Origin of the sequence: Sphingobium aquiterrae (assembly GCF_037154135.1) — a bacterium.
Lineage (GTDB): Bacteria > Pseudomonadota > Alphaproteobacteria > Sphingomonadales > Sphingomonadaceae > Sphingobium > Sphingobium aquiterrae.
The window spans coordinates 26,676-46,271 of sequence record NZ_JBANFL010000020.1 but is presented as its reverse complement, the minus strand read 5'-3'; the positions used below and the strand labels follow the sequence as shown (position 1 = coordinate 46,271).

At 67.6% G+C, this 19,596-nt stretch carries 14 protein-coding genes; 4 read left to right on the top strand and 10 right to left on the bottom strand.

Annotated elements, in window-relative coordinates:
* Position 1 precedes the first annotated feature (1 nt).
* From WFP78_RS18945 to WFP78_RS18925, 5 genes are all read right to left on the bottom strand, one after another.
* The gene (locus WFP78_RS18945) at positions 2-1,129 is read right to left on the bottom strand and encodes an efflux RND transporter periplasmic adaptor subunit (RefSeq protein ID WP_336965806.1); all 1,128 of its coding nucleotides are present in this window, start codon (positions 1,127-1,129) and stop codon (positions 2-4) included.
* Between the two features lie 83 nt (positions 1,130-1,212).
* Positions 1,213-2,226, bottom strand: coding sequence for a sensor histidine kinase (locus WFP78_RS18940; protein WP_336965804.1), 1,014 nt, complete (start codon positions 2,224-2,226; stop codon positions 1,213-1,215).
* Positions 2,223-2,900 (bottom strand): response regulator transcription factor, encoded by a 678-nt coding sequence (locus tag WFP78_RS18935; protein ID WP_336965803.1) that lies wholly within the window; start codon positions 2,898-2,900, stop codon positions 2,223-2,225. The genes WFP78_RS18940 and WFP78_RS18935 overlap by 4 nt, the downstream gene beginning before the upstream one ends.
* Positions 2,901-3,154: 254 nt before the next feature.
* Positions 3,155-5,080, bottom strand: coding sequence for a gamma-glutamyltransferase family protein (locus WFP78_RS18930; protein WP_336965801.1), 1,926 nt, complete (start codon positions 5,078-5,080; stop codon positions 3,155-3,157).
* Positions 5,080-8,100 carry a TonB-dependent receptor domain-containing protein gene (locus WFP78_RS18925; protein WP_336965884.1) on the bottom strand — a complete coding sequence of 1,007 codons (3,021 nt, stop codon included), beginning with the start codon at positions 8,098-8,100 and terminating at the stop codon, positions 5,080-5,082. The genes WFP78_RS18930 and WFP78_RS18925 overlap by 1 nt, the downstream gene beginning before the upstream one ends.
* Positions 8,101-8,806: 706 nt before the next feature.
* Here WFP78_RS18925 and WFP78_RS18920 point away from each other — a divergent pair.
* The 4 genes from WFP78_RS18920 to WFP78_RS18905 are packed head-to-tail and all read left to right on the top strand — an operon-like array spanning position 8,807 to position 15,469.
* Positions 8,807-9,535 (top strand): RNA polymerase sigma factor, encoded by a 729-nt coding sequence (locus WFP78_RS18920; protein ID WP_336965799.1) that lies wholly within the window; start codon positions 8,807-8,809, stop codon positions 9,533-9,535.
* Positions 9,468-10,475, top strand: coding sequence for a FecR family protein (locus WFP78_RS18915; protein ID WP_336965798.1), 1,008 nt, complete (start codon positions 9,468-9,470; stop codon positions 10,473-10,475). The genes WFP78_RS18920 and WFP78_RS18915 overlap by 68 nt, the downstream gene beginning before the upstream one ends.
* A 44-nt stretch (positions 10,476-10,519) precedes the next feature.
* The gene (locus WFP78_RS18910; protein WP_336965796.1) at positions 10,520-12,415 is read left to right on the top strand and encodes a gamma-glutamyltransferase family protein; all 1,896 of its coding nucleotides are present in this window, start codon (positions 10,520-10,522) and stop codon (positions 12,413-12,415) included.
* A gap of 54 nt (positions 12,416-12,469) precedes the next feature.
* On the top strand, positions 12,470-15,469 hold the full coding sequence (locus WFP78_RS18905) for an LpqB family beta-propeller domain-containing protein (protein WP_336965794.1): 3,000 nt from the start codon (positions 12,470-12,472) through the stop codon (positions 15,467-15,469).
* 48 nt (positions 15,470-15,517) lie between these two features.
* Here the strand turns inward: WFP78_RS18905 and WFP78_RS18900 are convergent, their stop codons facing one another.
* The 5 genes from WFP78_RS18900 to WFP78_RS18880 are packed head-to-tail and all read right to left on the bottom strand — an operon-like array spanning position 15,518 to position 19,592.
* Complete coding sequence (locus WFP78_RS18900) at positions 15,518-15,751, bottom strand: hypothetical protein (RefSeq protein ID WP_336965792.1); 234 nt, start codon at positions 15,749-15,751, stop codon at positions 15,518-15,520.
* Positions 15,741-16,913 (bottom strand): glycosyltransferase, encoded by a 1,173-nt coding sequence (locus tag WFP78_RS18895; protein ID WP_336965790.1) that lies wholly within the window; start codon positions 16,911-16,913, stop codon positions 15,741-15,743. The genes WFP78_RS18900 and WFP78_RS18895 overlap by 11 nt, the downstream gene beginning before the upstream one ends.
* Positions 16,914-16,916: 3 nt before the next feature.
* Complete coding sequence (locus WFP78_RS18890) at positions 16,917-17,435, bottom strand: DUF2141 domain-containing protein (RefSeq protein ID WP_336965788.1); 519 nt, start codon at positions 17,433-17,435, stop codon at positions 16,917-16,919.
* Positions 17,432-18,379, bottom strand: coding sequence for a hypothetical protein (locus WFP78_RS18885; RefSeq protein WP_336965786.1), 948 nt, complete (start codon positions 18,377-18,379; stop codon positions 17,432-17,434). Before WFP78_RS18885 ends, WFP78_RS18890 begins: the two co-directional genes overlap by 4 nt.
* 55 nt (positions 18,380-18,434) lie before the next feature.
* Positions 18,435-19,592: a glycosyltransferase gene (locus WFP78_RS18880; RefSeq protein WP_336965784.1), complete on the bottom strand. Its 1,158-nt coding sequence runs from the start codon at positions 19,590-19,592 to the stop codon at positions 18,435-18,437.
* Positions 19,593-19,596 lie beyond the last annotated feature (4 nt).

Sequence of the window (19,596 nt, the reverse complement as noted above, 5' to 3'; positions counted from 1 at the left end):
CTTACCGTGAGAGCGAGAGCGCTTTCAGCGCGCTCGTGCCGGAAGTGACGACCTGTTCGCCGGGGCGGATGCCCGAGAGCAGCAGGGTCATGCCGCCGCTGGACCCGCCAGTCGTGACCTTGCGGATCGCAAAGCCGCCCTTTGCGACGACGAACACCGCGTCGCCGCCATCCAGGCTGGTGACGGCGGAGGCGGGAACGCTGGCGGCGCCGGCGGGTGCGGGGCCGAAGATGGCGACGCTGGTGGCGCGGCCCGCGACGATGCCGGGGCCGGCGGGCAGGGTCGCCTTGAGCGTGGCGGAGCGGGTGGCCGGGTCGATGGTCGATCCCACCGCGCGCACCGTGCCGCGCAGGGCGCCGAGCCGCACGGACATGCCGGGGCGGATGATGCCGATCAGCCGCTCGGGCAACTGCGCCTCCACCTCATAGCGGTCGACGGCGTCGATCACATAGGGGGCGGTGGTGCCGTCCAGCGGGCTGCCGGTCTGGATGCCGGCATGGGTGACGCGCCCGGCGATCGGCGCGGTCAGCGTATAGGTGCCGCTGCCGCCATGGCCGTTCACCAGCCGCAGGATGCGCGATTTTTCGGAAACGTCGGCGCTGGCCTCCGCCGCCAGGGCGCCGGCTTCGTCGGCGCGGGCGCCCGCGATGATGCCTTCGCGGCTGAGCTGCCTCAGCCTGCCGGCGCTGGACCGGGCAACGCCCAGCCGGGCGCTGGCGCGGGCGAGATCGCCGCTGAGGATCAATATGTCGCGGCTGGCGACCGTGGCGAGCGGCTGCCCCTGGCGCACGCTGTCGCCCTCCACGACCATGGTGCGCATCACGACGCCGGGCAGGGCGGCGGCGACCGCGATGCGGGCATTGGGGGGCGGGGCGATGGTCGCCGGCAGGTCGGCGAGCGGGGCTTCGTCCGCCTGTACGGCGGCGCTGAGGCGCAGGCCGAGCTGGCGGGCCTGCGCGGGCGAGACGGCGAGGATGCCGCCGCTCATGGTGCCCGCACCCGGCGATGCGCCCGCTGCCTGCGTTTCGGGCGGAGCCGGGGTGTCGCCACCCAGGGTCCACCATGCCGCCGCCCCGGCGACGAGGATCGCGGCTGCCCCCGCGAACATATAGTGTTGACGCATATCCATGCCGCGCCGCTATCGGCCGAAACTGACGGCTGTCTGACGGGATCGAAACTTTTATGCCCGGGCCGGGCGCTGGGCCCGTAAACTCAGGCCGGAAAATGCAGGATGATTTCCCGCCGGTCGACATCGGTCGTCACCTTGCCGCCATGCGCCGTCATGATCCGGTCGGCGATGGCAAGGCCCAGCCCCGCGCCATGGGCGCTGGCATGATCGGCGCGGCTGTGGCGGCGGATGAGGACGCGCAGCCGCTCCGGCGTCAATCCCGGCCCTTCGTCGCGCACGCGGATGCACGGGCTAGGGCCGACGATGACGGTGATGCTGCCGCCGGCCGGCGTCGCCCGGATCGCATTTTCAACGAGGTTGCGCAGCGCGGCGGCAATGGCTTCACGATGCCCGCTGACGGCGACCTGCGGATCGATCACGTCCAGCGCGATGGTGCGGCCCTCGTTGATCGCGCCGGGGGCGAGCAGCGCGACGACCTCCGCGCCGATATCGCCCAGTATGATGCTGACCGGCGGCGTGGCGGCGGCGACGCCGGAATCCACCTGCGCCAGCAGCATCAACTGGTCGAGCAGGCGGCGCATGGCGGAGACATCCTCCTTCAGCCGGGCGGCATGGGGATGATCCAGATTGTCGAGTTCCAGCGACAGCACGGCCAGCGGCGTGCGCAATTCATGAGCGACATCGGCGGCAAAGGCCTTGTGCAGGTCCGCCGCCTCGTCGAGCCGGCCGAGCAGGTTGTTGATGGCGTTGGCGAAGGGGGCGGCCTCGGTCGGCAGCAGGCTGGCGTCGATGCGCACGCCACGCTCCCGCCCGCGTGAGGCGTCGAGCCGTTCGGCCGCCTCCGTGAGGGGCGCGAAGGCGCGGCGGATGACCAGCAGGCTGGCGATCGCGGTGGGCACGATCAGCACCAGCACGGGCAGGGCGACATGCTCGAACATCTCGCGCATGGCGCGGCGCATCGCCAGATCGGCCTTCAGATCGGCGAAGGAAAGGCGATATTCCAGCACGACGACGATCAGCAGCAGGATCGTGCCGACAATGCCGACCAGCGACAGCCCGATGCCGAGCCGCCGCGCGACGGAGCGCTGCCCCCTCAAGCGCCCGCTTCCTTCAGCATATAGCCCAGGCCCCGGATGGTGTGCAGCATGTCCCGCGCGCCGGCCTCGTCCAGCCGGCGGCGCAGGCGGGAGACGATGGCTTCGACGGCGTTGGGCGTCACCGGCTCGTTGAAATTATACAGCGCCTCCTCGATCATGCCGCGCCTGACGACGGTGCCCGCCTGCCGCATCAGCAGTTCCAGCAGGTCGGTTTCCCGCCGGGCAAGGTCCAGCGGCCGGTCGGCAAAATGCGCCTGCCGCGTGGCGGTGTCGAAGCACAGTGCGCCATTTTCCAGCACCGTGTTCGCACGCGGGCCGGGGCGGCGCAGCAGCGCCCGGATGCGCGCGGCGAGTTCGGCGATTTCCGCCGGCTTCACCACATAATCGTCGGCGCCGGCATCCAGGCCCGTCACCCGGTCTTCCAGCGCGCCGCGGGCGGTGAGGATGAGGGCGGGCACGGTATCGCCCCGGCGCCGGCGCGCGGCGAGCCAGCCCACCCCGTCGCCATCGGGCAGGCCAAGGTCGAGGATGAGGGCGTCATGGCGCGCCGCATCCATCGCCGCGTCGGCATCGGCCAGGGACATTGCCTGATCGCAAACGAACCCGCGCCGCTCCAGCCCCTCCGCCATCAGGCCCGCAAGGCGCGCACTATCCTCGATAATCAGCAGGCGCACATCGGGGCTCCGCATCTCCGTCCACCGGAACCCATGTCATCCTTCTCCCGGCCTGTCATCGGTCCTCTTGCCTTGCACGCCGGACGCATGGGGCCGGGCACATATTTTCGCCGGGACTAGGAGATCAGCCTGACCGCAGCCTGACGGGACCGCAAAGGCTGGTCGCGCCCGGCAGGATGGAAATGAGGTTCATGGCATCGAAAGGCGCGTCACCCTGAAACAGGTCCGGCATGACGATCATCATGGGGCGAATTTCAGTAGCCGATGGCATAGCCCATGCGGCGCGGATCGGCGCCGCCCATGCGCGTGCCCGAAGGATCGACCAGCACGCCCTGGATGCTGCCGATGGCATAGGGGCCGACCGCCTCCGTCCTGTGGCCCAGCGCAGCCAGCGCCTGCACGGTCGCCGGGGAGACGCGGGATTCCATCTGCACGGTGATCGCCGCGCCGGGCCTGTAGAAATTGGGCGCGGCGTTGAGGGCGAAGCGGGGCGCTTCGATCGCCGCCTGGATCGGCATGCCATGGTCGATCACGTTCACGAGGAACTGGAACTGCGTCTGGCCGATGGTCTCCCCGCCCGGAGAGCCGCAGACGAGGCGCAGGCGGCCCTTGTCGAGGAGGATGGTCGGGCCATTGCCGAGCAGGGCGACCTGCCCCGGCGCGACCTTGTTCGGATGCCCGTCATAGGGCGATGTCGATCCCAGGCGCAGACCGTTGTTGAACAGCAGGCCGGTGTCGCCCATCACCATCGACGTGCCGAAGCCGCCGCCCACGGTCGTCGTCACGGCGATGGCGTTGCCGTCGGCATCGACCACCGACAGGCTGGTGGTGTCGCCGCCCCGGCTCCGCTCGTCGCGGGTGGCAAGCCGGATCGGGCGTCCGCCCTCGCGCATCGCCTGTGGGAAGCTGTCGGCATCGCCGCCCTGCGGATAGGCCATGGCGCGCGCCGGATCGATCAGCCTGCGCCTTTGCGCGGCATAGCGCTTGGACAGCAATGCGGCGACGGGCGTGCGGGCATGGGCGGGATCGGCGGCGTAACGATAGACATCGGCCTTTGCGACCTTGATCGCCTCGATCACCAGATGCGACACTTCCGGTCCGCCGGCCGCCAGCTGCGCGATGTCGAAGCCCTCCACCAGGTTGAGCTGTTCACACAGTTCCAGCCCCGTGCGGGAGGTGAGCGGGCTGCAATAGATATCGAGGCCGCGATAGCTGGTCGTCACCGGATCGTCCCAGCGGGGGCGATAGGCCGTGAGGTCGTCCAGCCGCAGCCAGCCGCCGGTTTCCCGGGAGAAGCGGGCGAATTCCTGGGCGATGGGGCCGGAATAGAAATAATCATAAGCGGCCTGGAGCGCATGGTCGCGATCCGCGCCGCCCTTGCGGGCGCGGGTCTCGGCGTCGGCCAGCGCCTGCAGCGTGCGGGCGAGCGGCGTATTCCTGAAAATGGCGCGCGGGGCGGGGGGCTGGCCGCCGGGCAGGAAGATGGCGGCGCTGGTGGGATAGCGTGCAAGCCCCGCCTGCTGACGGCGAATGAACAGTGCGATGGAGGGATCGAGCGGGTGCCCGTCCCGCGCATAGCCGATGGCCGGTTCCAGCAGGGTGGCGAGCGGCAGGCGGCCGAAGCGCCGGGCAAGCGCGATCCAGCCGCCAAAGGCGCCGGGCACGGTCACGGCCTTCGGCCCGCTGTCCAGTTCCTCAGGGTCGACGTTGGGGTCGAGCAGGCGGGGCGCGCCGCCGGTGAAGGCCAGCGACACGACCTTGCCGGCCTTGCGATCCAGGCAGGTGGCAAAGCCGTTGCCGGCGGCGCTGGAGGCCCAGGGTTCCACGACGTTGAGCACCGCCATCGCCGCGACGGCGGCGTCGGCGGCGCTGCCGCCCTGCAGCAGCATCCGCATGCCCGCCATGGCGGCCAGCGGATGCCCCGCCGTAACGCCGCCATGGGGCATCGGCACTTCGGGCCGGTGCTGGGCGACCGTGGCCGTGCCGGTGCGCGGTGCGTCCGGCGCGCGGTCGCCGGACTGGGCGATGGCGCGCGTGCCCGTCGCCACGAACGCCGCGCCGGCAAGCCCCGCCGCCAGCAGCTCGCGCCGATCGAAACGGGTCCGATCGGCGCTGGCTGTGGATGTGGCTGCGGCTATGGCTGCGGTGCCGGGCGAGGGTGCGCTCCCTGCTTCGGGCATCAGAAGGACTTCTTGATGCTCGTGTACCAGTAGCGCGCCTGCGGCTGGTACAGGTTGGAGAGATAGCCGCCCGACGCCAGCGGCGGGTCCTTGTCGAAGATATTGCGCGCGCCGACGGTGATGCTCGTGCCCTTCATCATGCCCTGCGAGAAGTTGTATTGAACATACAGGTTGACCGTGGTCTGCCCCTTGACGATGAACTTGTTGTTGTTCGCGTCGAACACGTCGTTCTGGTAGACATCGTCGATGAACTGGGTGAAGGCGCCGACCGTGACCGGGCCGAGCGACCAGTTGAGATTGGCCGAGAAGCGCCAGCGCGGCTGCCCGTCGCGGCCCACCACGTCGCCACCGCCCTGAATGGGCACCGCCGCGTTGATCAGCCCTGCCGATTGGCCGGCGATCACGGCCTGCACCGCCGCCGGTGCATCCACATCATATTTGATGAGCCGCGCGGCGTTGACGTTCAGGCCGAAGCTGCCGATCGCGGTATCGCGCAGATGATAGTCGAGATTGAAGTCGATGCCGTCGACCTGAATGGGCAGCAGGTTCTCGAACGGCGCGGTCACGTAGAGTAGCTCGCCCACGGGCGCCAGCCCGGTGCCGGAGACAAGTGCGATATCGTCGACCGTCGGCGCGCGGCGGATGACATTGGGGTTGCTACTGCCCTGCACCCGCAACAGATAGTCGAGGTTGAGCTGGTTCTGATAGTCGAGCAGGCCGATCACGCCCTTCTGCTTGATCCGCCAGCGGTCGATCGTCAGCGTCATCGTCCCCAGGCCGGAGGGCAGGGGCGGCGTGAGCACCGTGCCGACGCTCCAGCTTTCGGATTTTTCGGGCTTCAGATCGGGGTTGCCGCCGCTGCGCCGCAGGACCGATATGTTGCGGCTGCATTGCGAGAAGCTGGCGATGCGCCCCGCCCGCAGATCCGCTTCGCACAGCGTATATTCGACGCCGGTGTTCACGCGGTCGAGCGTGGCGGTGTTGATGACTTCAAGATTGGGCGCGCGGAAGCCCTGCGACCAGGAACCGCGCAGGCGCACGCCCTGGAACAGGTCCCATGAGGCCGCGATCTTGGGCTTCGCCACATCGCCCACGTCGCTATACCGTTCGTAGCGGCCCGCCAGCTGCAGATCGAGCGCGCGCACCAGGGGAATGCCCATGTCCGGGCTGACCAGGGGCACGGCCAGCTCCGCATAGGCGGACCATACGTTGCGCTTGCCGCGCACGTCCGGGCTCGGGCTCGCGCCCATCAGGTCGCTGCCGTAGAAAATGCCGGTGACGGCATCGGTATAGGTCGTGTCCACGCCCGCGACGCCGCCCTGCCGGGTGTCGCGATTGTCGTGATAGGTTTCGCGGCGGAACTCCACGCCGGATGCCAGGCCGATGCTGTTGCCGGCCCACAGGCCCAGTAAATCGGCGTTGGAGACCTTGAAATCCCATAGCGCCAGCGAGGTGCGCGCCTTGCGCGTCGAGGTGATGCGGAAACTGTCGATCGTCGCTTGCGGGTTGGGGGAGGAATCGCCGATGGCGGGGTTGGCCGGATCGCCGCCGTTGAAGGGGTTGTAGGCGTCGGCGGTCGTGCGGTTGACGGCCTGCTGGAACAGCGTGTTCGAAATGCCGTCCGCCGTGTCCTTGGCCGTGGCCCAGGTGTAGAGGCCCGCCGATTCCCAGTTCCAGTTGCCCAGATTGCCCTTCAGGCCCGCCAGGAAGCGATATTGGTAATTCGTCACCTGCACCTGGCGCGGGCCGGCATCGACCACATTATATCCACGGATGGTGACAGGCAGCCCCGACGCCGGAATGTTGAGGCCCGGCAGCCGGTTGGGCGACCCGACGGGACCGAACGGATTCCAATAGGCATTGGCGGCGATGGTGATCGGGATGTTGGCAAGCGACCCGCCCGAGCCGACCAGCGCATCGGTCTTGCCGCGATAGAAGCCCAGTTCGGCAAAGGCGCTGATCGCGTCGGTCAGCTCATAGTTGAGGAAACTGAACAGGTTGATGCGCTTGACGGCGGGCTGGGTGGTAAGGTCGCCGAATGTCTCGGGCGCATTGAAACGCAGATTGGCGTCGACATTGGCCATTTCCGTGGTGCCGCTGCCGGCGTCGTAGCAGACGCCGGGCGTGCCGCTGGCGGCCCGGCAATCCGCGTTGGTGGACGGCTGGACATGGAACTGGCGGGATGCGTTGGTGATCTGCGCGCCATTGCTGGTGATGATGCCCGATCCCGTGGCCTGGAACGTGCCCCAGGGCGTACTCGTGCTTGTGCTGTTGAAGGCCGAGACATTGGCGAAGGGCGTGTCCTGCACGAAGACGCGCCGGTCTGCCGTTGCGGTATAATCCTGGTCGCGCAGATAGAGTTTCGATTTCTGCGCATAGCCCGCAAAAATCGAGATATTGCCGCGCCCTTCGGCGAAGTTCGTGCCGACAAGGCCGTTGATCTGGAATTCGCGCAGGTTGGTGCCTTCCGCCCCGCCATATTGCGCGTCGACATTGGCGCCGGTGAAATTGGACTTGAGCACATTGTTGACGACGCCGGCGACCGCATCAGAGCCATAGAGCGCGGCGGCACCGTCCCTCAGCACCTCGACGCGTTCGATGGCGCCCACGGGGATCGTGTTCGCGTTGAAGCCGAAGGTCGGCACGCCGGAATCGATGACGCCCGTGATTGCCTGCGACGTCGGGTGCAGCACCGAGCGGCGCCCGTTGATCAGCAGCAGCGTGTTGCCTTGACCCAGTCCGCGCAGGCTGACTGTCGATACGTCGCCGCGTGCGGCGTTGGCGTTGCCGCCGCCCAGCACCTGCTCGTTGAAGGTGACGCCGCCCAGCTGTGGAATGGAGCGGAACAGGTCGGCGCCCGAAATGGCGGCCACCGCCTCGATCTGTTCTTCGCCCACGACGCTGACGGGCAGCGCGCCGGTCGTCTTCGCGCCCTTGATCTGGCTGCCGACGACCAGGATCTCGTCCGCCGCCGAATTCCCTTCGGCCAGCGGGATCGCGGCGCTGGATGCGTCGGACATGACGCCCATCGTCTGGGCCATGCTGTAGGCGATGGGGAGGTAGCTGGGCTTTGTGCCGGCCCTCGCCTGGAAATCCTTGTCGCGCAGCGTGATGATGTCGTTGCGGTCGGAAACCACCGTCAGGTTGGTGCCCCGGATCATGCGCTTGAGCGCCTGGCGCGCATCATAGGCGCCGTAGAGGCGCGGTGTCCTGCTGGCGCGCAGCCGTTCGGACGGCGCGACGATCTGCAGGCCGCTCTGCAGCGCGAAGGAGGGGAGCGTTTCGACGGCGCGGCCCTCCGGCAGGTCGAAGATCTTCTGTTGCGCCTGTGCGGTGCCGATGGCCAGAGCCAGTCCACTTGCACCCACAAGTGCTGCAGTGACAGTCCTTATCCCGATCATGTTTCCAACGTCCCCCTTTTTGACGACCCTGCGCATCGAACGGCGCAGCCCATTTTCCACCCACGCCCCATGTCCGCCCGGGCCCCATTTTCGCCCACGCCAAAGCGGTGCCGGGCAAGCGGCGCACGCCGATCACCTCCCTTGCGGGATCTTCCTGCTTTGCTGGTGGCCGAACCCCGGCCTTGGCATGCACATACGGACCCCGCGAACTGGAGTTCCGGCATTCTCCCCTGTGGGTCGCGCGCTTGGCTGGGCCTGATCCTGGGACAGGCCGGCTGCACGTCTCGACCAGAAGACTAAGCGCCGGGACATTTCCGCTATCCCGGTGCCGAATTTTTTTCATTTCCATTCCAGAATTCATCGAATGTTTGAAATTTTTGCACTTGCTTTGCTGTGCGGTTGCGTTTCCCCTAGGGGCGTGGTTGCGATTCACGACACCAGAGCCCATTGGCTTGCGCGGAACATCTGTCCGCATGAACCTGCGTTGCGGCGCTGGCTGGCGGGGCGTATCCAGCATGGTTTCCAGATCGACGATGTCGTGCAGGAGGCTTATGCGAAGATCGCGGTGCTGCCCTCGGTCGAGCATATCACGAACCCGCGGGCCTATTTCTTCCGGACGGCGGTTTCCGTGATCATCACCGAAATCCGGCGGGCGCAGGTCGTCTCGATGGAATCGCTGGGCGAAATCGAGCGGCTGAACATCGAATCCCATGATCTGCCGCCCGATGTGCAGGTGGAAGACCGGCAGGAGCTGCGACTGGTGGCAGAGGCGATTGCGCAGCTACCGCTCAAATGCAGGGATGCGTTCGTCCTGCGCAAGGTGCATGGCCTGTCCCAGCGGGAAACGGCGCAACAGCTGGGTATTTCCGAAAGCACGGTGGAAAAGCATGTCGGCCGCGGTGTGCGCCACCTGATAAATATTTTTGGCCGTGGCGGAAAATCCTCTCGTTCCGCGTCTAGTGCTCGAATGTCGGATGCGGAAGGGTATGACGAAGCGGGAAACGAGCGCGGAGATCGAACGACAGGCGGCCCAATGGGCGGCAAGGGTCGATAGCGCACCCCTTTCAGAGATGGAGGACGCGGCACTTCGGGCCTGGCTCGAAGGGGATACGCGCCGGGTCGGAGCCTATGCGATGGCGCGCGCCACGCTCGCACGGGTCGAGGTCGCGCGGGCGCTGGGGGCCGGCTATGCCCCCGACGCATTTCTGGGGGACGATGCGGGCGTCGTGCCGGAGGCGGAGGATGCGGTGGCTCCCATGTCCCGCCGCAGGATGCTGTGGTTGTCCGGGTCGGCGGTGGCGGCCGCTGCGGTCGGCGCCGTGGGCATCGGCCTGTGGGGGCGGGGCGAGCGCTATGCGACGCGCCGGGGAGAAATGCTGCGGATCGCGCTGCCGGATGGCAGCATCGTCAACCTGAACACCGCCAGCAGCATCGACGTCCGCTTCAGCGAGGCGCAGCGCACTATCGTGCTGGAAGGCGGAGAGGTGCTGTTCGACGTGGCGAAGGACGCCAAGCGGCCCTTCGTCGTGCTCGCGGGCCGGACCCGGGTGCAGGCCATCGGCACGGAATTCACCGTCAGGCATGAGCGCCGGGCGCCGGTGAACATCATTGTCAGCGAAGGGGTGGTCGAAGTGACGCAGGCCGATGCCGCGGTGCAGCCCGTGCGCCTGAGCCAGAACATGCAGGCAAAGGCGGACCCGGATGCCGTGAGCCCCATCGAGGCGGTGGATGTGACGCCGGATGCCGTGGCCCGCCAGCTGTTCTGGCGGGAAGGCAAGATCGGCTTCAGCGATGCAACGCTGGCCGCCGCGGCGGCCGAATTCGCGCGATATAATGACGGGGAGATCGTCATCCCCGACCCGGAGGTGGCCCAGCAACGGGTGACGGGCCTTTTCGTGGCGACCGATCCAAAGGGCTTTGCCGAAGCGGTCGCCACCAGCTTCGGGCTGCAGGCGCGGGTGGATGGCGATCGCATCATCCTCACGCCGTCCTGACGGGCAGCGAAGCGGATATTCAGCGTAACAGGGAGATTGCAGGCGTGAGTGGAAGCAACAGGGACAAGACTTCCAGCGGGGCGCTGAGCCGTCGCGAATTTGCGGTGCTGGCCGCAGCGGGTGGGGCGTCGCTGATCGCCGGGGGCGCAGCCGGGGCGCAAACGGCTGGCGTGCCAGCCGCCGCGCCGCTCGAACCGACCCGGCTGGTCAGCGCCGGCGAAACCCTGAGGCCCGAAATCGTCGGGAATTTCGGCATCGTCGCGGCTGGTCGGCATTATGCGGTGGCGGCGGGCACGCGGATGCTGATGGCGGGCGGCAACGCCACCGATGCGGGCGTCGCGGCGGTCTTCGCGGCGGCGGTTACGGAAATCTCGCATTTCGGCTTTGGCGGCGAATCGCCGACGATCATCTATGATGCGAAGAGCAAAAAGGTGTCGGTGGTGAACGGGCAGGGGACGGCGCCCGCCCTGGCCACGCCGGAACGCTTTGCCGATGCGGGCATCATTCCGGGCAACGGCCCCAATGGCGGCACGGTGCCGGCGATGGTCGACGCCATGGCACTGGCGTTGCAGCTCAACGGCACGATGACGCTCGACCAGGTGCTGCAGCCGGCGATCGAGCTGGCCGACGGCTTCGTCATGTATAATTTCCTCGCCGAGGTGTTCGCCAGCCAGAAAAAGGCGACGGCCAAATGGCAGACCGCCTATGATACCTATTATCCCGGCGGCCAGTCGCCCAGGGTCGGCGAGATCTTCCGCCAGCCCAATCTCGCCCGCACCATCCGGACGATCGCGGCGGCGGATCGTGCGGCATTCGCCAGCACGAAGGACCGCAAAAGCGCGATCCAGGCGGGGCGCGACGCCTTCTACAAGGGCAACATCGCCCGCCGGATCGGCGCCGCGGTCGAGAAGGATGGCGGCCTCATGCGCTATGAGGATATCGCCAATTACAAGGGCAGGGTGGAAGCGCCGGCGACGGTCAATGTCTTCGGTTACGACATCTGCAAGGGCGGTTTCTGGAGCCAGGGGCCGGCGCTGCTGATCGCGCTCAACATCGCCGAGGCGGCGGGCATCGGCCGGATGACGCCGGGATCGGACCTCTATCTCCACACGCTGGCGGAAGCGATCAAGCTGGCCTTCGACGACCGCAACGCCTTTTTCGGCGACCCGGATTTCGCCAAGGTGCCGACGAAGGGTTTGCTCTCAAAGGCTTATGCCGCCGCCCGCGCGAAAGAGATTTCGGACAAGGCATCGCTGGCGCATCGCTATGGCGACCCCTGGGCGTTCGAGGGGGTGAAGCGGCCGACCCCGGCCTTCACGCCCCATATGCTGAAGCCCAAGGGCGGCCCCACCGCCGATACGACCGCCATCGAGGTGGTCGATAAGGACGGCAATCTGTTCAGCGTCACGCCCAGTTCCGGCTGGATGCTGGGCGGCGCCTATATCGCCGGGGACACCGGCGTGCCGCTGAGCAATCGCATGACGGTGTTCGATCTCGACCCGGAAAGCCCCAATGTGCTGGCGCCGGGCAAGCGCCCGCGCACGACGCTGTCGCCCTCCATCGTGATGAAGGACGGTGCGCCGTTCCTCGCCATCGGCACACCGGGCGGCGACAATCAGGACCAGCAGATCATGAACGTGCTGCTGCGCGTCCTCGTCTTCGGCGAGCCGTTGCAGGCGGCGATCGAGGCGCCCCGGATCAATTCCAACCATTTCCATGCGTCCTTCGCGGCGAAGAAGGACGAGCCGGGCGTGCTGGAAATCGAGGATCGTGTGCCGGCCGATGTGCGCGCGGCGCTGACGGTGCGGGGCCACAGGCTGGAGGTGCTCGGTCCCTTCGGCGTGTCGACGGGCATCGTTGCCGCGGGGGTCGTGCCGGGGCCGGGCACGCTGCGCGGCGGCGCCGATGTGCGGCGGGAGCGCTATGTCTTCGGCTGGTGATGCCGGCGGCGCATCGGACATGGGACTGAAGATCGGGAAAATGGGGGCTTGCTGGTGAAATCATCTCTTCTCTTCGCGGCGACGGCGCTGGTCGGCGGCCTGGTATCCCCCGCTCTGGCGCAGGTGCAGCAATTGCCGCCGCCGGGCCAAGGGCAAGGGCAGGGCCAAGGGCAAGGGACGAGGGTCGCCTTCGATGTCCATGAAGGCACCTCCATGGCGGTGTCCGTGTCCCCGGACGGCAAATATCTGGCCGTCGATTTGCAGGGCAGCCTGTGGATCATCCCGGCCAAGGGCGGGCGGGCGACGCTCATTACCGATTATTTCAACGATGCGCGCCAGCCGGTCTGGTCGCCAGACGGCAAGCGGCTGGCCTATTTCGCCTATCGCGACGGCGGTTATGACCTGTGGACCGTCGCGCCGGACGGATCGGGCGCGACCCGGCTGACCACCGGCGCCTATGACGATCGCGAGCCGGCATGGTCGCCCGATGGCAAGATGATCGCCTTCTCGTCCGATCGGCTGGGGCCGGGCGGGCCGAGCTATAATATCTGGACGATGGAGGTCGCGACCGGTACGCTGCGGCAGGTCACGACCAGTCCGGGCGAGGACCGGATGCCGACATGGTCGCCCGATGGCCGCGAGATCGCCTATACCAGCACGCGGGGCGCGCAATCGGCGCTGTGGGCGACATCGCTGGCCGATGGCAGGGAACGGCTGCTCAGGGAAGCGAAGGGCAAGATCGATGCGCCGTCCTGGGGACCCCAGGGCCAGCTTGCCTATACCATCTTCGACAATGACGGCAGCCGGTTGGAGATCGACGGCAAGCCGGTGTCAGGCGACGAGAATGTGTTTCCGTTCCGCATATCGTGGCGGCCGGGGGCTTCGGATTTCTACTATGTGTCGGATGGGCTGATCCGGCATCGGGTCGGCGGGCGGCTGACGACGGTGCCCTTCGCCGCGAAGCTGGAAGTGACGCGCCCCGACTATGTCCGGGCGAAGCGGGATTTCGAGTCCACCGCGCCGCGCCGCGCGCTCGGCATCGTGCGGCCGGCGATCTCGCCCGATGGGACGCGGATCGCCTTTGTCGCGCTGGGGGACGTGTATCTGATGTCGTCCAGGGGCGGCGTGCCGGAGAATCTGACCCGCGATGGTGCGATGGACGCCGATGTCGCCTGGTCGCCCGATGGCGCTAGCCTGGTCTACACGTCGGACAAGGGCGGCGGCCTGCCGCAACTGTGGGTTCGCGATCTTAACAGCGGCAAGGACCGGCAACTGACCGACATGACCACCCAGCCTCTGGGCGCGGCATGGTCGCCCGATGGCACGCGGATCGCCTTTATCGATGTCGACGGGCGATGGGGCGTGGCGGGCGTGTGCGTGGTCGATGTCGCGACCGGCGCCGTCACGCGGCTGCAAAAGACGCTGGAGCAGCCGGGCAAGCCGAGCTGGTCGGGGGACGGCCGATATGTCGCCATCACATTGTCCTACAAATTCTCGCAAAGTTTCCGCGAGGGCACCAATCAGGTCTATGTGATCCCGGCGGATGGGAAGGGCGAACCCTTCTGGCGCCTGCCCGAGGCCAATGCCTCGATCGACACGCGCGGCGGCGGCGGCCCCGCCTGGTCGCCCGACGGCACGAAGATGGCGGCGATCTATGAAGGCTTGCTGAAGGTCTGGCCGGTGCTGGCCGATGGCACGCCCGCCGGCCCGCCGCGTGCCTATACGTCCGAAATCTCGCATTTCCCGACATGGACGGCGGATTCTAAGACCATCCTGTTCCAGGCGGCGGACAAGCTGAAGACCGTCAACATCGAAACCGGCGCCATTGTCGAAGTGCCGCTGGACCTGACCTATCGGTTCGCCAAGCCCGAAGGGCGCATGGTCCTGCATGTCAGCAATCTGGTGGATTCCGTGCGGGACGAGACCCAGCATGACAAGGACATCCTGATCGAGGGCAACCGCATCATGGCGGTGCGCGATCATGATCCGGCGCTGCACGCTTCGGGTGCGCGCGTGATCGACGGCACGGGGCTGACCGCCATTCCGGGCCTCATCGAACATCATGCCCATGTGCAGAAGGATTTCGGCGCCAACGCGCATCGCGCCTGGCTGGCCTATGGCGTCACCACCGTGCGCGATCCGGGCAGTACGGTCTATGACGGGATGGAGGAACGGGAGGCCAGCGAGGCGGGCGTCCGCATCGGCCCGCGCATCTATGCCACCGGCCCGCTGCTGGAATGGCAGCGCGTCTATTACAAGATGGGCGTCGCGGTCTCCGGCCCGGCGCATCTGGAGCGGGAGCTGGAGCGGGCGCGGCTGCTGAAATATGACATGCTCAAAAGCTATGTGCGCATGCCCGATCTGGCCCAGCGGCGGATCGTGGAGGCGGCGCATGCGATGGGCGTGCCGGTGTCCGGCCATGAAATCTATCCCGCCGCCTATAATGGCGTCGATGAAACCGAGCATATGGGGGCGACCAGTCGGCGCGGTTATTCGCCCAAGCAGGGGCCGCAGGGCCGCAGCTATGAGGATGTGATCCAGCTGTTCGGCCAGAGCCGGCGGGTGGTGACGCCGACCAATTTCGGCGCACTGATCGGCTATATGCAGCAGCATCCGGCGTTCCGGAACGACCCCCGGCTCAACCTCTATCCGCAATGGGCGCGCGCATCGGTGCTGGAACAGGACGGGATGGCCGCCAATCTCCGGCTCTTCGGCCTTGCCGGCGGGTTGAAGGGATTGAAGGCCATGTTCGATGCGGGGGCGAAGGTGACGGCCGGCACGGACACGCCGATCGCCATCAACCTGCATGCCGAAATCGCCTCCTATGTCGACGCCGGGCTCACCCCGTTCCAGGCGTTGCAATCGGCGACATCGACGCCCGCGCAGGCGCTCAATCTGGACGCGGGAACGATCGAGGCCGGCAAGCTGGCGGACATCGCCCTGATCGAGGGCGATCCGCGACAGGATATCGCCAACACGTTCAACGTCAGGAAGGTGATCGCCAACGGCCGGCTGTTCGAAATGCAGGAACTGCTGGCGACCGCGAGGCCCTGAGTGCGAAGCTCCTGAACATGGCGAGTGTCCTCGGGAAAGGCCGCGCCCTTATGTGTCGCGGTGGCGCAGCAGCCACCAGATCAGCCGGACCAGCAACGGCCAGGAGCGACAGGCGAACTGGTGGTTCAGCCCGCAACTGTCGCGCGGGTCCGGCCGGCCCGTCTGCATGAGGGCGCGCTTGCGCAGCGCCTGGATCGACGGGGGCGTGTGACGGACAACAGGCTCGCTGCGTGGCAGGGGGCGCGTGACCTGTTCGACGATGAGGGCCGTTTCAGGCGGCATGACGGCGGCGATCGATCCGGGCTTCATACAGGCTGAAAAGCCGGGCGAAATGATCGTCCATGGTCATCACGTCCGGCGCGCCTGCAAGCGCGCGGCGGCGGAAACCCGCGGGGTCGTCCAGCACCGTGCCAATCGCGTCGGCAAGGCTGGCCGAACTGCCGGAGACATAATGCAGCCCGCATCCGGGCGCGACATGATCGGCGGCCCCGCCCTGGTCCGGCGCGATCACCGGCAGGCCGCTGGCTCGTGCCTCGGCTGCCGCCATGCAAAAGGTCTCCGCCTCGCAGCCATGGACGAGCGCGTCGGTGCTGGCGAGGATGGTGGCCAGCCGTTCGCGATCCCGCGTCGGCGCGAGCAGGTGGATGTGCGGATTGTGATCGACGGCGCGCATCACCTTGGCGCGATCCCGGCCATTGCCGATCAGCAGCAGGCCGACCGGGCGGCCATAGCCGGCGGCCGTCACCGCCTTGATCACCAGCGGCCAGCGTTTCTCGGGCGCCAGCCGCCCCATGGCGAGCAGCAGCGTCGCGTCCGGCCCCAGGCCGCAGCGCGCGAGCAGGCGGGCGCGCAGCCCTTCGTCGCGGCGATCCGGGCCGAACAGGCCGGGCTCGACACCCATGGGCAGCGTCTCGACCCGGGAAAGGCCGCCGGCGCGCAGCCGGTCGGACAGGCTGTTGCTGGCGCTCACGATCATGTCGAAGCCGCGATCCATGCGGCGCAGGTGACGCCAGAACCAGTCGAACCCGCGATCGATCGCCTCGCGGCTCGCGACCGATCCGAACCAGCGATAGGCATAGGCGGAGAGCGGGTCCGCATGCATCACCAGCGCGCGCGGCGCGGCGCCCGGCCAGCGCGCGACCATGGATGCGCTGGACCAGGGCGAGGACGCTTCCACCATGTCGGGCGCCAGCCGGGTGAGCATGGCGTGGAGCGAACGCTCGTCGCTGAAATAGCGATAGCGGCGGTCGAGCGGGAAGCGGGGCGAGGGCAGCGTCACCAGCTTGCCGCTGGGGCCCTGCTCGATCACCGCCTCGTCATGGCCGGGGGCGAGGATGATGACCTCATGCCCGGCCTGCGCGCCCGCTTTCAGCTTGCGCTCCACATAGGTTTTCACGCCGCCGCCATCGGGGGCGTAGAAGGCGCAGACGTCGACGATGCGCATGGTCTATTTCCTCAATGGCCCGAACGCGAACAGGCCGCGCCGATAATTCATGACGATGGCGATGCGCGTCGGCCCGGCATCGCCGCGCGCGCTGGCATCGGCGGCATGCGGTTTCGAGAGGCCAAGGCGCGGATTGCCGGCAAAGCCGATGCCGTCGACCGACAGGCCGAATTTGCGGTTGGCATCCCGGTCATGCAGCAGGCTGAGCGCATAGGTGCCCGGCCCCGGCGTGCGGATGCACAGCTGCACCGGGCCGCTTTGCGGCACCGGCACCTCGACCCTGCGGAAGACCTTGCCCGCGCCGATCAGGATATTGTCGTCGGCCAGGAAATCCGTGTCGTTGGCCGGATAGAGTTCCAGCTTCAGCCGGCCCTTGCGGTCCTTCAGCCCCCCGACATCGACAAGGAAGGCGGGGCCACGCTCCTCCAGGCGGCACCGGCCCTCGGCCATGCCCAGTTCGGGCGTGGAAGGCAGCGTCGTAGTCGCGGTTGCGGCGAGGAGGGTGAGCGCATGGGCGATCATGCCCGGCTCTCCCGCACCAGATCGCTTGCGCCGAGCACGGCCCCGACCATGAGGTGCCCGGCGAGGATCAGCGTTGCCATCAGCGCCATCGCCGCCGCAATATCCGTGTCGCGCCCGACGAAGAAGGCGGCAAGGCCGGCGAACACCACATCCTTGTTGGGCAGGAAGGGCAGGCGCGAGAGCAGCTGGCGCATGGTGGCGAGCATCATCCACCAGCTGAGGCCGACGGCGGGCAGCAGTTCATGCCACATCAGCGCCGCGAGGAAGGTGGTGGCGCCGATCCGCACGAGGTGGACGATGCCGATGAACCACAGTTCGGCGCGCGGCAGGGTGAAGAGCCGCCGGCGGAAGAACATGACCGCGATCGACGTGACCAGCACGAACAGGATGGAGAGCAGCACCGCCTTGCTGTCCGTGCCGAAATGCATGGCGAGGAACAGCGGCGCCGTGACCGCCACCATCAGCAGCGTCATCAGGTTGCCGGTGAGCGCGGACAGGATGGTCACATCCTTGATCGCGCCGAAGGGCGATGTGGTGATGTCCGCATTCCGGCGCGCCCAGGCGTAGAAATAAACCTCGCCCAGATAGCCGAGCAGGATTTCATTGCTGACGAGCTTGCGCAGCAGCGCGCCGATGCCGGAGGCGGGAATGGCCCAGAGCCGGCGGAAGATCACCCATTCGGAGAGCGGCCCGGCGGCATAATAGAGGATGAAGGCGATCCAGAAGGTCGCGCCCATGGGCAGCAGCCGCCACAGCTCCGCCAGATCCATCGCCCGGAACTGCCACACCACCGCGCCCAGGATGAGCAGGGAGAGCAGCGGGCCGATCCATTGCGTCCAGTTGCGCCCGGTCTGGACAAGGGGTTCGGGATCGATGGAAAGGCCCAGATCGGCAACGCTTTCCATGGGCACGGCTGCCCTGTGCGCGATTGTTCCGCCCCGCATGTCCATGTCCATATTTGCCCGCGCCAATGTTAGCCTGCCGCCTGAGACGTTATCATTACGTGCCCGCCTCAGTCGGTTTGAAAAATAATCCCGTCGCTGCTGTTTCATTCGCAAGATGCTCTAAACATTGGATATAATCATGGGCGGCCTGCTCCACGGCGAAACGCCGGGCCTGCGCCAGGCTGGCGACCATGTCCTGGCTGTCGGGGCGCGCGCCGGCGATAGCCTGGGCGAAGGCGGCGCCATTGCCCATCGGCAGCAGCTGGCCCAGCGCGCCCTCCAGCAGCAGCGCGCCCATGCTGCGGCTGCAGCGGGTCGCGATGATCGTCAGCCCCGCGGCCAGCGCCTCCAGCACGACGGCGGGCACGCCTTCATAGTCGGAGGACAGCAGGAAGATGTCGTAGCCGGGGAGCGCGTCGGCGGGTTCGGCCACATGGCCGGGCAGGAAGATGCGGCCCTCCATGCCGACCGACCGGACGAGCTTTTCCAGCGCCGGTCTTTTCGGGCCTTCGCCAAAGATCGTCAGCGTATCGTCGGCCTGTGCGCCATAGGCGAAGGCGTGCAGCATCAGCGGAAAATTCTTTTGCGGCGCGAGGCGGCCGATGGCGACGAAGCGGCGGCCGGCGGCAGCTTTCCGGGGCGGCCGCGCGGTGGCGCGCAGCCGGTCGATCTGGGCCAGCGACAGCGCGGGATCGGGGATGATCGCGGCGGGCCTGCGCGGGCGGACGGTCTGCGCGATCTCGCCCGCCATCGGCGCTTCCATGCCCACGAAATGGTCGATCGTCCGGCCCTGCACGCGCAGCCACAGGCGATAGCATTGCCGGGCGGGCCAGGGCATGTCGCGCCGGTCCAGGTCGTTGCTGATCTTCGCCAATATGGGCGGGCAGCGGCGGCCCAGGATCAGCTTCATCGCCACGGCGACCACGGCATAGCTGTTGCCGGCGCAGAACAGCACATCGGGTTTCAGCCGCCGGATCGCGCGGGGCAGGGTGGCGATCATCCACAGCGTTTCCATCCAGCCGATGGCGAAGGGCGGCCGGCGGGGTTCGACATAGGCGAGGTCGCGGCCGACATCCCGCGCCATCGCGCCCGAGGCGCGGCCCATGAACAGCGGCGCATCCACGCCCTCGGCGCGCCACTGGCGGATCAGCCGCAACGCGATCCGCTCGACGCCGCCGGGCTCGAAACTGTGCAGGAAGGTGAGGATGCGCACGGGC